The sequence below is a fragment of the Paenibacillus sp. FSL H3-0286 genome (genome assembly GCF_045040705.1).
GTDB classification, from domain to species: domain Bacteria; phylum Bacillota; class Bacilli; order Paenibacillales; family Paenibacillaceae; genus Paenibacillus_AQ; species Paenibacillus_AQ odorifer.
The window spans coordinates 5,751,944-5,766,888 of sequence record NZ_CP150285.1; the positions used below are offsets into that span (position 1 = coordinate 5,751,944).

The following is a 14,945-nucleotide window of genomic DNA, read 5'->3' on the forward strand; positions in this document are numbered from 1 at the left end:
CTATATTAAATTCGGACTTTTCGAGATCAAGTTATGAGGAAGGAATTATGTTATGGGCTTTAGTGTATCAGAACGGGTAATCAAACTGCTGTGCGGCAAGTCTATTTTTGAAAAAGGATTAGCTTATTACCAAACTGAAAGTGTCGATATAATTGAAGTTGAAGAATACAATGACTCCATTCCAGATTTGCCCCGCTCTCGATATGAAGCCATCGTTCAGGGGGCGATCGACTATGAAGTTATGGTGGTCATTGATATTGATGGGGATGTCCAGGCAGAGTGTAATTGTCCAGCCTACTCCCATGGGGGGCCATTCTGTAAACATATCGCGGCTGTGCTGATCAACGTTGACGCCCTTAAAACTGGCCGAGATCGTTCAGAGCCTACCGGAGCTTCGCACCTGTCCTCTATAGAAGATACTGAGATTCTAACCCCACGTATTTTTACAGATACTGCGCAAGACAACGGGGGAAAGTCCAGAGATCAACAGCTCGTGAGCAGCCTACTGGGGATGTTCAGCAACCATACACCGCGTCCTAGCGGTACGGGGGCTTTTGTAGATAACAGACTTCCTCTAAATATAGAGTTTACATGCAAGCCGTTCACTTATAGTTACAGCCACACCATGCTGGGTATAGAAATGAAAGTCGGTCCAAAACGTCTATATATTGTTCAGAAAATAAGGGGATTTCTAGAAAGCGTACACCGCGGAGAATCCTTTGAGTTCTCGAAACATTTTATCTATGATCCTGCCATTTACAGCTTTCGGAAGGAAGACAATGTTGTTCTACAGAAGCTGATTGATATTGTATTAAATGAAAAAATGTACCGCGATAACGTCACTCCTTACTCACCTTATGGGGGAAGTATTGGGGGAGATCGTTTGCTGGCCGTCCCTCCTTTTTTCTGGGAGTCGCTTCAGCCTGCGCTTTCAGAGGGCTCTTCGGTATTTTTGCAACAAGAAGAGGTGCTGTACGAAGGCATCCTTGTGTCTAATGAGGCGCCTCCACTCAGCTTTGAATTTGAACAGGCAGAAGAGGATGGATATCATCTGGATATTCAAGGACTTGAGCAGATTTCGGTCTTAGAAGATTACGGGATAGTACTATCGGAAGGTAAGTTGCTGAAGCTATCCCCTCAAGAATGCATACGCCTTGCTGAAATGAAAAAAATGCTGGATTCCTCCCGCCGAAATGGTATCGATATTGCCCCCGAGCAAATGGAGTCTTTTATGGACAAGGTTATTCCTGGTCTGAAAAAGCTAGGCAACGTCCATATCGCCGATTCCATCGCGGATCGGATTGTCCAACATAGGCTTATCGCGAGACTTTATCTGGACCGTGTGAGAGATCGGCTGCTCGCCGGACTAGAGTTCCAATATGGTGACATTGTGATCAATCCCTTAGATGAAAAAGCCCATGTTCGCGGGACGAATTTGATTCTTTTGCGAGACGGGGAGGGAGAAGCCCGCATTCTGGAGCTGATGGAGCACGAATCCTTCGCTAAAACTGAAGGCGGATATATTATGACAGACGAAGAGGGCGAGTACGATTTTTTGTACCATACCATTCCGCTGCTGGAACCGCTGCTTTCGGTCTATGCGACCTCCGCAGTCAAAGCAAGACTGTTCACGAGCACTACACCCCCAAAGGTGAGCATTAGTTGGAATGAAAAGACGGACTGGCTTGATTTTAAATTCGATATGGGCGGGATTCCAGAAGCTGAGATTGTTATGGTTCTGAAATCCCTGCAGGAAAAACGCAAATACTACCGCTTGCCTGATGGGGCCCTACTACCGCTGGAGAGCGAGGAGCTTCAAGAAATCATTACCTTTATGAATGATATAGGCATCCGGGAAGGTGAGATCAAAGGGGTGGAATTTTCTCTGCCCGTTGTTCGCGGGCTACATTTGACCTCCACGGATGCTAAGAGTGACTCCATTAAGCTGGGCAGATCCTTTAAAAGGTTACTTGCGAACATGCGGAATCCTGAGAATCTTGATTTTCCTATACCTGACAGTCTGGTTCCTGTGCTAAGGGATTATCAACAGTATGGGTTTCAGTGGCTGAAGACGTTGGCCCATTACCGTTTTGGTGGTATTTTGGCGGATGATATGGGGTTAGGCAAAACGCTGCAAAGTATCGCTTTTCTCCTGTCAGAACTTCCAGAGATCCGCCAGAATGGATTGCCTGCCCTAATTGTCGCTCCTGCGTCTCTCACTTATAACTGGCTTAATGAGCTTAAAAAATTCACGCCAGAGATCAAAGCTGTCATTGCAGACGGTAGTCTAATTGAGCGCGGGCGGATTTTAAAAAATACAGCAAAAGCTGATGTAATCATCACTTCTTATCCGTTGCTTCGCAGAGATGTTCAGCTGTATGCTAAAAAGTCTTTTCATACCCTGATTCTCGATGAAGCACAAACTATAAAAAACCATACTACACAGACAGCCCAAGCTGTAATGGCGCTTCAAGCCCGGCACCGTTTTGCACTTACGGGTACTCCCGTGGAGAATGCGTTGGAAGATTTATGGTCCATTTTCGGCACCGTGTTCCCTGGGTTGTTTCCAGGCAAAAAAGCTTTTCATGATTTACCAAGAGAAACGGTTGCGAAGCGGGCGCGTCCCTTTTTGCTGCGGCGCTTAAAGAGTGATGTGTTAAAGGAACTTCCGGACAAAATCGAATCCGTACAAGCATGTGAACTGCTGCCGGAGCAAAAAAAGTTATATGTAGCTTATCTCGCCCGTTTGAAAAAAGAGGCGCTTAAGCATTTGACCCAAGATAGCTTCGGCAATAATAATCGGATCAAAGTTCTGGCGGGACTAACTCGTCTGCGCCAGTTGTGCTGCCACCCTGCTCTTTTGGTCGATGGATATGAGGGAAGCTCTGCTAAATTCGAGCAGCTGCTCGAAATTATAGAAGAATGTCGCAGTTCGGGTAAACGTATGTTAGTATTCTCACAATTCACAGAGATGCTCGGCCTGATTGGGCGTGAACTAGGATATCAGGGCATTCCATACTTTTATTTAGATGGTCAAACGCCTGTTTCTCAACGAGTAGATTTATGTAATAAATTTAATGAAGGAGAGCGTGATATTTTCTTAATCTCCTTAAAGGCCGGCGGGACCGGGCTCAACTTAACTGGGGCAGACACTGTAATCCTTTACGATCTTTGGTGGAACCCTGCCGTCGAGCAGCAAGCTGCGGATCGGGCTCACCGTATCGGGCAGAAAAATGTAGTGCAAGTAATTCGTCTCGTCACCCAAGGCACCGTAGAGGACAAGATGTATGAGCTGCAGCAGAAGAAAAAGAACTTGATCGATGAGGTCATCCAGCCAGGTCAAGAAAGCTTGTCTACCCTCACAGAGCAAGACATCCGGGAGATTCTAATGATCTAAATAACAACGTTGGAGAAAAAATCAGGATATCCTGCAGCCCATAGGGCTATCGGGATATCCCTTTTTCTTCAGATTATGCGATTGTAACTCCTGCACTAGCATAGCCAGCAACAGTTGTTGCAACGTCAATGCCAGCCGTGACCGTCGAAGTGAAGACCAACAACAAGCGTTCTCCCACAGTTACAGGGATGCTCAAACCTGTGGTATTACCACTGCTAATAGTTCCAAGAGCAACTAATCCTGTAAGCGGAGGACTTAACGTAACTAAAGCCCCAGGTACTGCTGTGAAGGTATTGTTAGGTGTAGTAGATCTGTATAATTGAGCCGTGATTGTTACCGTAGTCCCCACTAAACTAACGGAAGCTGTCGCACTGAAATAGGCTGCCATAGACGTAATCGTTCCAGTTCTAGGGACCGAGAACGCAAAGTTCAGCAAGGTTCCAGCCGCTCCGGTGAGATCTATAGTACCGCCTGTAATACTGATATTGGTTGCACTGCTACCAAAACCAACTGCACTTGAAGTATTCAAAAGCCCCCCTAATACAGTGGTCATTGCTACTGGAAGACCAGAAGAATATGGAATAATTGCACCTGAACCAGTAGCACCTGTTGCTCCAGTTACACCAGCACCTGTTGCTCCCGTTGCTCCAGTACTTCCTGTCGCTCCAGTTACACCAGCAGTTCCTGTCGCTCCAGTTACACCAGCGCTACCCGTCGCTCCCGTTGCTCCAGCACTTCCTGTCGCTCCCGTTACTCCAGCAGTTCCTGTCGCTCCAGTTACACCAGCGCTACCCGTCGCTCCCGTTGCTCCAGCACTACCTGTCGCTCCCGTTGCTCCAGCACTTCCTGTCGCTCCCGTTACGCCAGCAGTTCCTGTCGCTCCCGTTGCTCCAGCACTTCCTGTTGCTCCGGTTACGCCAGCACCTGTCGCTCCCGTTGCTCCAGTGCTTCCTGTTGCTCCCGTTGCTCCAGCAGTTCCTGTTGCTCCGGTTACGCCAGCACCTGTCGCTCCCGTTGCTCCAGTGCTTCCTGTCGCTCCCGTTACACCAGCAGTTCCTGTCGCTCCCGTGGCTCCAGCACCTGTGGCTCCGGTTACGCCAGCACCTGTCGCTCCCGTTGCACCAGTGCTTCCTGTTGCTCCCGTTGCTCCAGTGCTTCCTGTTGCTCCCGTTGCTCCAGCAGTTCCTGTTGCTCCGGTTACGCCAGCACCTGTCGCTCCCGTTGCTCCAGTGCTTCCTGTTGCTCCCGTTGCTCCGACGCTTCCTGTAGCTCCAGTAGCTCCAGCACCTGTGGCTCCCGTTGCTCCAGCAGTTCCTGTCGCTCCCGTTGCCCCTGCACTTCCTGTCGCTCCCGTTACTCCAGCACCTGTGGCTCCGGTTACGCCAGCACCTGTCGCTCCCGTTGCACCAACGCTTCCTGTAGCTCCAGTAGCTCCAGTAGCACCTGTAATTCCTATATTTTCTCCATATAATTCAGAGTAGACAAGGCGGTGAGCAGTCACTAATTGACCTGTGCTGCTTTTCCCCCAAACTGAAATTTGAATGGGATCATCAATCATAATTGGTGTTGTGAATAAAAATTCAAATGAATCAAAGTTTGCATAATAATCATTAGTAATTACTTGATTAGGAGCTACATTAACCAGCTCACTTACATATAAAGTTCTTGTCCCATTCATATAATAACCTTCGACTTGAACTGTTGACGGAGTGTCATCGCTCTGATTGACAATTTTAAGAGTAACAAGCTGAGTAGGTCTTACACCCCCTACCAGATTATTTTCTATGGGACCAGTAGATAGTTGACTCAATTTTCAACACCTCATTTTGTATAGATTTTAAAATACTCGTATTATTTGAATTTCAAAAATCAAATCAATCGAACAAGATTCTCCTCAATAGCTTTGTATAAAATGTGTTTTTATCTATAATCATTCCTCCCACCTACTCTAAGTTGATAATCTATGAGCCTAAAAAATTAGTTCATATTTTTTGGCTCTTTATAGTATTATTCTTGTTTTGAATTAAGGTGTGGACATCCATTTAAAAACTACTATTACACATATTTGATTTATTAAAATAAGCTGAAAATCCGTACTGGTTTAATAGAATAAGAATCTAATAAGCAACATTCCAGTCGACTTATAACATATGCCAACAAAACAGGGGGTAACCCGAGAGCCACACTAACGGCTACCGAATTACCCCTGTTATAAACACTGAACTTGAAGATAAATAAGCTTAAGTTAATTCATGAACAGACCAGACGATACCTGCTGAGTTCGCTCCACCCAAATTCAAAGGAACCGTCAAACCATTTGCCACATAGAACAAGCCAATCACATCACCTGCGGTTAATGCAAATTCTCCAGCCAGCGTCACAGTACCACTTCCCAAAATTGCTCTCAAATCTAATATAAGTGCAACATTCACATCAAGTACTGGGAACAACCCACTTACCAGATTTGTTGCAGTAGGAGAAGTTCTCTGAACTACGAAAGCCGGATTAACTCCAGCACCAAGACTGATAGAAAGTGAGGCAGTTGTAGAATAATTGATAGTCGCTTCAATCGAATATCTACCAGTTGTCGGAATGGTATAATTTCCGCCAACTTCGTCGAAAGACGGGCTATCATAAAAAGGTGTTGTCACAGTCCAGCCAGTTAATTGTGTAGATGTGGAAATTGCCAATGAGGGCTTGAAAGCAGAAAACCCTTCTTGTTGAATGTTCGGACCTGTAGCTCCAGTTACTCCGGTTGCACCTGTTGCACCAGTGAGCCCAGTTGCTCCGGTAGCTCCGGCCACTCCAACTCCTGTTGCTCCAGTTACACCAGCTACTCCTGTTGCTCCGGTTACACCAGCTATTCCAGTCGCTCCTGTTACTCCCGTTGTTCCCGTTACTCCAGCTACTCCTGTTGCCCCCGTTACACCAGCTACTCCAGTCGCTCCGGTCACTCCAGCTACTCCAGTCACTCCGGTCACTCCTGTTGCTCCCGTTGCTCCGGTTACACCAGCTACTCCAGTCGCTCCCGTTGCTCCAGCTACTCCCGTTGCTCCGGTCACCCCTGTTTCACCCGTTGCTCCGGTTACACCAGCTACTCCTGTTGCTCCAGTTGCTCCTGCTACTCCAGTCGCTCCGGTTACTCCTGTTTCACCCGTTGCTCCGGTTACACCAGCTACTCCTGTTGCCCCCGTTGCTCCTGCTACTCCAGTCGCTCCGGTTACTCCTGTTTCACCCGTTGCTCCGGTTACACCAGCTACTCCTGTTGCACCCGTTGCTCCTGCTACTCCAGTCGCTCCGGTCACTCCAGCTTCACCCGTTGCTCCGGTTACACCAGCTACTCCTGTTGCTCCCGTTGCTCCTGCTACTCCAGTCGCTCCGGTCACTCCTGTTTCACCCGTTGCTCCGGTTACACCAGCTACTCCCGTTGCTCCGGTTACACCAGCTACTCCTGTTGCTCCAGTTGCTCCTGTTTCACCCGTTGCTCCGGTTACACCAGCTACTCCCGTTGCTCCGGTTACACCAGCTACTCCTGTTGCTCCAGTTGCTCCTGCTACTCCAGTCGCTCCGGTTACTCCTGTTTCACCCGTTGCTCCGGTTACACCAGCTACTCCTGTTGCTCCGGTTGCCCCAGCTACTCCCGTTGCTCCAGTCGCTCCAGCTTCACCCGTTGCTCCGGTTGCCCCAGCTACTCCCGTTGCTCCAGTCGCTCCAGCTTCACCCGTTGCTCCGGTTGCCCCAGCTACTCCCGTTGCTCCAGTCGCTCCGGTTGCTCCGGTCGCTCCAGTCGCTCCGTTTGCTCCTGTAGCTCCAGTCTCTCCTGCTCCGGTCGCTCCGGTAGCACCCGTTGCTCCTGTTGCACCTGTAGCTCCATCTGCTCCTGTTGCCCCAGTCTCTCCTGCCCCAGTCGCTCCCGTTGCTCCGTCTGCTCCCGTTGCTCCTGTTGCACCTGTAGCTCCATCTGCTCCTGTTGCCCCAGTCTCTCCTGCTCCGGTCGCTCCGGTAGCACCCGTTGCTCCGTCAGCTCCCGTTGCACCAGTCGCCCCAGTTGCTCCGTTTGCTCCTGTAGCTCCAGTCTCTCCTGCTCCGGTCGCTCCCGTTGCTCCGTCTGCTCCCGTTGCACCAGTCGCCCCAGTTGCTCCATCGACTCCAGTCCCCCCAGTCTCTCCTGCTCCGGTCGCTCCGGTAGCACCCGTTGCTCCTGTTGCACCTGTAGCTCCATCTGCTCCTGTTGCCCCAGTCTCTCCTGCTCCAGTCGCTCCTGTTGCGTTGCTCCTCCGTCTGCTCTCCGGTCGTTGCTCCTGTTGCACCTGTAGCTCCATCTGCTCCAGTCTCTCCTGCTCCGGTCGCCCCGGTTGCTCCGTCTGCTCCCGTTGCACCAGTTGCTCCATCCGCTCCCGTTGCCCCAGTCTCTCCTGCTCCAGTCGCTCCCGTTGCTCCGTCTGCTCCCGTTGCTCCTGTTGCACCTGTAGCTCCATCTGCTCCTGTTGCCCCAGTCTCTCCTGCTCCGGTCGCCCCGGTTGCTCCGTCTGCTCCCGTTGCACCCGTTGCTCCATCCGCTCCCGTTGCACCAGTCACTCCATCTGCACCTGTTGCACCTGTCTCTCCTGCTCCGGTCGCTCCAGTTGCTCCGTCTGCTCCCGTTGCACCAGTCGCCCCAGTTACTCCGTCTGCTCCTGTAGCTCCAGTCTCTCCTGCTCCGGTCGCTCCAGTTACTCCATCCGCTCCCGTTGCACCAGTCGCCCCAGTTACTCCATCGGCACCTGTTGCCCCAGTCTCTCCTGCTCCAGTCGCTCCAGTCGCTCCAGTTGCTCCATCCGCTCCCGTTGCACCAGTCGCCCCAGTCACTCCATCTGCACCAGTAGCTCCAGTCTCTCCTGCGCCGGTCGCTCCCGTTGCTCCTGTTGCTCCATCCGCTCCCGTTGCACCAGTCGCCCCGGTCGCGCCGGTCGCGCCAGTTATTCCTTGCGTTACACCAAGCAATTCTGCATGTACAAGTCGATGGGCAGTCACAATCTGGCCAACGCTATTTTTTCCCCATACTGAGATTTGAATCGGATCATCTACCAGACTTGTAGTTGTAAAAATAAATTCGAACGCATCAAAATCGCCATAATAATCACGTGTTATAACTTCATTAGGTGCTACATTTATCAGCTCGCTTACATATAAAGTTCTTGTCCCATCCATATAGTATCCTTGAACAAGAGCCATTGATGAATCAATGTCACTTCGGTTATCAATTTTGACAGTAACATGCTGAGTAGGTCTTACACCCCCTACCATACTATTGTCTATCGGTCCGGTAGATAAATAACTCAATTTCTCATCACTCCTTTAACGTTAACTGTGTCACAAAAATAATTATTAAATTAATACTGCCTGCTTCTCCCACGCAACTATGCGATGAGGATCTACCAATGCCCCCGAGTTCTGTTTTCCCCAGACTGAAATCCCAACCTCTGCTTCAACTGCTTCTACTGTTGTAAACACAAATTCAAATGCGTCCAAGTCGGCAAAATAGTTCTTAGTTAAAACTTGATTAGGTGCTAGATTTACTGTTTCATTCACATACATCGTTCTTGATCCGTTAAGAAGGAAACCTTGAATAACTAGATTATAAGGATTAAGAGAATCCCGATTAACTACTTTTACGGTTACCAGTTGCGACGGTCTGACCCCTAGGATCGGGCTGTTATCTATAGGTCCAGTAGAAAAAATAGCCATGTTTTATTCACTCCTCCCTTCCACTACAAATTGAAAGATTAGTGGCTCCGTATAGTAATATTCCTTGGCTTGAGTTAGCGTGTGGACTGTTGTGCAAAGGAACAGCTAGTCCTATAACAAGACAGCCTTCTTTTTCCAAATTTATAATCTACTAAACTGATAATCTAACAACAAAGAGCAACCAAGATTGTTAAGAAGCTAACCACTATTGCTTTTTATGAAATATTAGGTATACTGGTAAAAATTAATTAAGCATCGATGAGCGGGAGAGTAATTAACGAGATCTAGTCCTCAGCGAGCCGGGAGAGTGTAAGCCGGTACAGATCCCTTTAATGAAGCGCACCCGTGAGATGGACTTCTGAACCTTAGTAGGAAGTCCCGGCTGAAGGCCGTTATCCCGTAAGGTGGCTGAACAACTTGTTCAGCAACGAGAGTGGTACCGCGAGCGCTAAAGCCCTCGTCTCTTTTGAGACGAGGGCTTTTTTGTATTTTCAAAGGAGGGTATACCATGTTAAATCAAATCATCAAAGACGGAATCGAGCACAGTGTACAACGTGTATTCAATACCTTAGGAGCTGACTATCCAGAGGACATTGCCATTCTGATCGAACAGCCAGCAAATCTAGAACATGGTGATTATTCATGCAATATCGCTATGCAGCTAGCCAAAACTTTACGAAAATCCCCAATGGTCATAGCAGAATTAGTGAAAGCAGAACTTCAATTCCAAGGGCGCTTCGCCGGTCTTTTACAAAAAGTTGAAGTCGCTGCTCCCGGATTTATCAATTTGTATATGAATTGGCAAAGCTGGGCTGAACATTCCTTTGAACTGCCTGCCAGCACTGGCGAAAAAGTCATCATCGAGCACACTTCTATCAACCCCAACAAAGCCGCTCACGTAGGTCATCTAAGAAACGCCTGTATCGGCGATACTCTAGTCAGAATTATGAAAAGAACTGGGTATAACGTAGAGGTCCATAACTACATTGATGATCTCGGCAATCAGCTGGCGGATACAGTTGTTGGATTATTAAATATACCTTTAGAAGGGGAACACCAACGTTTCGGTGATTTTTGCTGGGATCTTTATGCCAAAGTGAACAAAGAATATGCGCTGAACCCAGAGATGACACACAAGCGCACTGATATACTCCACTCACTTGAACTAGGGGGCGGTAACGAAGCCTGGCTGGGCAACCTTGTAGCTGAACGCATCGTTAGAGAGCATGTAGAGGAAATGAAACATTTTGGGATTTATTATGATTTGCTGGTATGGGAGAGCAGTATTTTAAAAGAGGGATTTTGGGCAGCCGCAGCTGAGCTACTGAAGCAGACAGCCGTTTTTGTACAAGAGACTGAAGGTAAACTCGCAGGCTGCTGGGTGCTGAAGCAAGGAACAGAGGCTAACATTGGAGCGGATTCAGAGGAGCATCAGCTCGATAAGGTGCTGGTGCGTTCGAATGGGATTTTAACGTATACAGCCAAAGATATTGCCTATCATCTCTGGAAATTTGGTCTTTTGACCAAAGATTTCTCCTATAGCGAATTCTCGTCCGGTTTATGGACAACTGGATTAACTGGAACCCAAGAATCTTATGGGCACGCGGACAGAGTCATCAATGTGATCGATTACAGACAGGAATATCCACAACAGATGGTTAAGCAAGCCTTAGGGGCACTAGGTTATAACGAGCAAGCAGACAAACTCCATCATGTGAGTTATGGTGTTGTATCTCTTAGTCCCGCCTCGGCGGCCGAGCTGGGTATAGATATTTCAGAAGGCAAAACTTCTTATGCTATGTCCGGACGCCAGGGAATCGGGATTAAGGTAAGCGATCTGGTGGAGCTTATGGAACAGAACATTGAGCACTCACGTTCCGATAAAGACGGCCTCTCCAGCCGATTGATTGCCACTGCTGCGATTCGCTACTATCTGCTACGGTTTAATTTAGGAACGGAAATCGTGTTTGATTTCAAACAGGCTACCGAAATATCCGGCAATACCGGAGTTTATCTGATGTATACTTTTGCGCGTGCGACAAGCGTTTTGAGTAAAGCTACGATCCCAATCCTTACAGCTGCCGCACAGCTTCAGTTCCCTTCCGAATTGGAAAAAGCAGAGCTTGCGCTGCTAAGACAGCTAAACCTCTGGCCGGAGACATTACATTCAGCAAGTATAGAGTTGACGCCAAATACGCTCTGCACTTACGCACATACCTTAGCTACCCTGTTCAACAACTTCTATTCTGTATGTCCGATTCTAAAAGGCGATCCAGCTACGATCGAATTCCGCCTCTGGCTTACTTCAAGATTCAAGGACATCTTGGGAGATGTGCTCGAAGTGCTTGGGTTACCGACACCGAACCGAATGTAGAAGATACAAAAAAAGGGCAATTTCCGCGCTTAACGCGGAGATTGCCCTTCTATATATAATGTTACTTATAAATCTCTATCACATTTCCAGCTTCCGTGCTGAGACGATCAAAGTCCGCACGTTTGATGCGAACACCACCACTACGATAGCGGTTAGGTGTACCTTCTGTTTGCACTTCCGTACCGTTGATAGTAATTTGACTGATCTCACGACCTGTAAGGTGATAGATAAAGTCTACCTTAGTGCCTGCATATTCAAAACTAAAGTGCATTCCATCCAGCGATTCCGGCAGAATAGGGTCAACAATTAAGTCTCCACCTTCCGTACGGATCCCCAGTGCATTCGAGATTAACTGGTTCATATAGATCCCAGGACCGCTGGAATAGATTCTCCAGCCACCTTTAACAGCTACGTCACCATTGCGCAGTTTATCGAAATTCTCCTGTGCCTCATAACGGGTGTTAAATTTACCATCCGAGCTACTGAAATAGGAGTTAGCTTGACGTAGTTCAGCGTTTGGCACCACATCGCGGATTCCGATCGGATTAATCGCTGCCAGACCCTTCCAGACCTGATCGGTTTTACCGAGCTTAGCCATAGCCTCTACATAACGGATATGTGCATGCACATACTGAAGTCCAATTTCCCGGCCAAAGTTAGCCGCTTGCTCCGCACGTTTGAAATGAGTGCTGACCCCGCCAACATATTGAGCTGGACGATTCATCAGACGCACACCGTCAGGGCAGAATAGTTTATCCTGAATGACATCATAGTGTGCTTCGGCCTGTTCCGGAGTAAGCAGCTCACTGATCATACTGCGCGTCATAGGCAGCAGACGGTACTGAATACCTGTTTCTGTGTCACTTGGGTGCACCATAAGTTTAATTTGCTCAGGGTCTTCCATATACAGGAAGCCAGGAATCACTTCGGATTGAAGCATATGAGTATGGAAATCCTTACGGATCCCTTCCACCATCGCCTTCAGTTCCTCTGCCTCAGCTTGATCAACTGAACGAAGTACCTCTGAGAACTGATTAAGTGTCTGATAGGTAAGTGCCACTGTCCAACTGCTGACCATATACTGCTTCAGCTGTGGATTTGCAGGCTGGAGCGTATCATCCCAGTCTCCATCACCGTAAGAAGACAGATGTGTGTCATGCAGGAAATGATCCTTAATATAAGCAATTTCCTTCCGTGCGTGATCCAGCAACGTCGCCTTTTCTTCTGTAAAGTCAAAGCTGTGCTTACGGGTATACGGTACTGTTGCTCCCAAGATGCTGTAATCCTGAGTTACTGCCAAGTAGTCTCCAAGCACCTTAAGCGGCCATACAATAATATCTCCATGACTTTCTTCTTGTTGTATCTTCGTGTATTTATCAAACATGAACCACTGTGGCCAGTTGCCATCATCTTCATATTGATGACTATACAGCGTCAGCAAAATTTCCCGAACCTGTTCGTATTTTTGCGTAGCCATGAAATATTCCACAGGTCCCTGACATACATCCCGGGTTCCCCAAGCAGCGCCACCATATTGCTCTAAACCATGTGGAACCGAATAGTGAACCAGCATGTTATGTGTGTACCACCAAGTCAGAGCGTTAACCTTAAACAGTTCACCTTCTGTTCCGTCCCCAAGCGTCAGGCGGAAGCCATTCATCACACCAGCATAAAACGCGCGATAAGCAGAAATTTCTTCCTCAGCTGAACGATTTCTTGGAGCAAGTGACTTACCATCCAGAAGCCCTTGAATATTCAAGGTCCATTCACTGCTGGCAGACAGCTCCAGAACTGCTAACGGCGCTTCAGTTTGTTGAACAGGAGAGACAAGTCTACCTTCATCCTGCAGAGTTAACTCCGCACCCTGTACCTGTAATTTATACTGTAAGTCAGGATATTCACCAGCACTTAGTGCGCTTCTGTCAGCCGAGAAGATTACTGCTCCACCTTCTTGCTTAGATTGATATGGAAGCTCGTATTCATTAACGTTCATAGTGATTTGATTAGTGACTAAATAACGATAAGCTCGTCCGCTTTCCGAACGCACATTCAGGAATATCTCTGGCGAATCTTCGGTGGTGTAGTTCGTAATAATGAAGCATTCACCATCTGTTCTGTAATACCAACGAGCATAGTTGAAACCAACCTCAAATAGAGAAGGCATGGTCAGCAAACGATATTCACCGTTCCACTCTACATAAATGCGTTGTCCTGAAGCTTTTGGAATGTTAAGCGCATTTCTTGGATTGGACATTAGCTTGTTGAAATTGGTATTTCCAATTACCACTTGGGAGTTAAAGATCCCGTACATATAAGAAGTTGTTGTGATGACCTTATCATTAAGTCGAGCGTTATCCCCACTCATCAGGATATGGCCGTGTGGCCGTTCTACGCGCATTTCTTTCTCTTTTAATACTACGTGCTCATAATTCTCAGTGAAAAAGGAAAGTAGTGTGTCTCCTTCTCTCTCCTCCTGATAACGAACCGGAAACAAGACCCCGATCTCTTTCTCTGTCAGCGAATCTGCAGCCAGCGGTGCTCCCAGCTCCTTCGAGAAGAAAGAACGTTCAAGTGCTGCTTCAGCTTCTAAAGGTAAATCTTTAACAGCATCCCAAGCCGCAGCAATATCATTAGCAAATTCTAGCGCAGTGATCGCTTCTGGATGATCTTGCTTAAACAATCCGTAGAACACAAACCGTGTTTCCCCGCTCAGCTTCACCCGTTCCGATTGCAGCGCAGTATATGCGAATTCATATTGATAGATTTCATTACTTAATTGCTCACGACCCAAGCTCTCTGGTTGGTTGGTTTCTTTATAGGACAGTCCAAAGAATTGAAAACCGTCTGTTGAGAAGCTTGTTGCCTTGGTAAGTGAACCCTGTTGCAGATATGGGAATTTCCCGCCCTGCGGCTGATTCTGTCTAGAGCAAACAACGTACCCGTTGGATTGATCCTCAAATACCGCATGATCGATATACTGTGACAGGTAAGCTTCATTACTGCGGACAGCAGCGATATCAGCAATCCCTACATCCTGTCCGTACACGAGATCTACCTCTGCATTTTGTCCAGTAAGCTTCACATCCCAGAACCAAGCTCCTCCTGCAGTAGGGGTGAAAATAACTTGATATTCAATATTTTCCGCAGTACCTTCCCAAACCAAACGGTTTCCAGCCTTACGTACAGTGCTTGAAGAATGAATGCCCAGCAAAGGAATGGCTTGAATGTTTCCATCATTGTACACTCGCAAATATAGATTGGATAATGAACCATCCACAATGCTTGGCAGCAATTGATTGATCATTGTCCGTTCGTAGAGGACTTGGAACAAGTCCCCGCTGTTTGTAAAAGTGAAGGATAGATCCCCGGCGTTTAAACGGATGTTAGTATTCAAATTAGTAGTCATATTATACACTTCCTCCATTACGGCGTTACTGCCGTATATAT

The 14,945-nt window shown here is 47.7% G+C and carries 5 protein-coding genes, 1 pseudogene and 1 other annotated feature; of the genes and pseudogenes, 2 read left to right on the forward strand and 4 right to left on the reverse strand.

Annotated elements, in window-relative coordinates; translation table 11 throughout:
* The first annotated feature begins 52 nt into the window (after positions 1-52).
* The gene (locus MHB37_RS25770) at positions 53-3,397 is read left to right on the forward strand and encodes an SNF2 helicase associated domain-containing protein (RefSeq protein ID WP_405168670.1); all 3,345 of its coding nucleotides are present in this window, start codon (positions 53-55) and stop codon (positions 3,395-3,397) included.
* A gap of 73 nt (positions 3,398-3,470) precedes the next feature.
* On the opposite strand, the gene MHB37_RS25775 is transcribed toward MHB37_RS25770, so the two are convergent.
* From MHB37_RS25775 to MHB37_RS25785, 3 genes and pseudogenes are all read right to left on the reverse strand, one after another.
* Positions 3,471-5,207 (reverse strand): exosporium glycoprotein BclB-related protein, encoded by a 1,737-nt coding sequence (locus MHB37_RS25775; RefSeq protein ID WP_405168671.1) that lies wholly within the window; start codon positions 5,205-5,207, stop codon positions 3,471-3,473.
* 430 nt (positions 5,208-5,637) lie between these two features.
* A pseudogene (locus MHB37_RS25780) lies at positions 5,638-8,683 on the reverse strand (beta strand repeat-containing protein).
* An 81-nt stretch (positions 8,684-8,764) separates the two neighbouring features.
* The gene (locus tag MHB37_RS25785; protein WP_036687001.1) at positions 8,765-9,124 is read right to left on the reverse strand and encodes a hypothetical protein; all 360 of its coding nucleotides are present in this window, start codon (positions 9,122-9,124) and stop codon (positions 8,765-8,767) included.
* 249 nt (positions 9,125-9,373) lie between these two features.
* Positions 9,374-9,592, forward strand: a binding site (T-box leader).
* Between the two features lie 40 nt (positions 9,593-9,632).
* Between MHB37_RS25785 and MHB37_RS25790 the strand changes: the two genes are divergently transcribed.
* Positions 9,633-11,498: an arginine--tRNA ligase gene (locus tag MHB37_RS25790; protein ID WP_076187567.1), complete on the forward strand. Its 1,866-nt coding sequence runs from the start codon at positions 9,633-9,635 to the stop codon at positions 11,496-11,498.
* Positions 11,499-11,559: 61 nt separating this feature from the next.
* On the opposite strand, the gene MHB37_RS25795 is transcribed toward MHB37_RS25790, so the two are convergent.
* A complete protein-coding gene (locus MHB37_RS25795; protein ID WP_405168672.1) occupies positions 11,560-14,904 on the reverse strand; it encodes a GH36-type glycosyl hydrolase domain-containing protein in 3,345 nt (1,114 codons plus the stop codon).
* Positions 14,905-14,945 lie beyond the last annotated feature (41 nt).

What these genes read in the sequence shown, in the direction of transcription:
- MHB37_RS25770 (WP_405168670.1), top strand. Translation starts at nt 53, where the DNA reads ATGGGCTTTAGTGTATCAGAACGGGTAATCAAACTGCTGTGCGGCAAG.
- MHB37_RS25785 (WP_036687001.1), bottom strand. Translation starts at nt 9,124, where the DNA reads ATGGCTATTTTTTCTACTGGACCTATAGATAACAGCCCGATCCTAGGG.
- MHB37_RS25790 (WP_076187567.1), top strand. Translation starts at nt 9,633, where the DNA reads ATGTTAAATCAAATCATCAAAGACGGAATCGAGCACAGTGTACAACGT.
- MHB37_RS25795 (WP_405168672.1), bottom strand. Translation starts at nt 14,904, where the DNA reads ATGACTACTAATTTGAATACTAACATCCGTTTAAACGCCGGGGATCTA.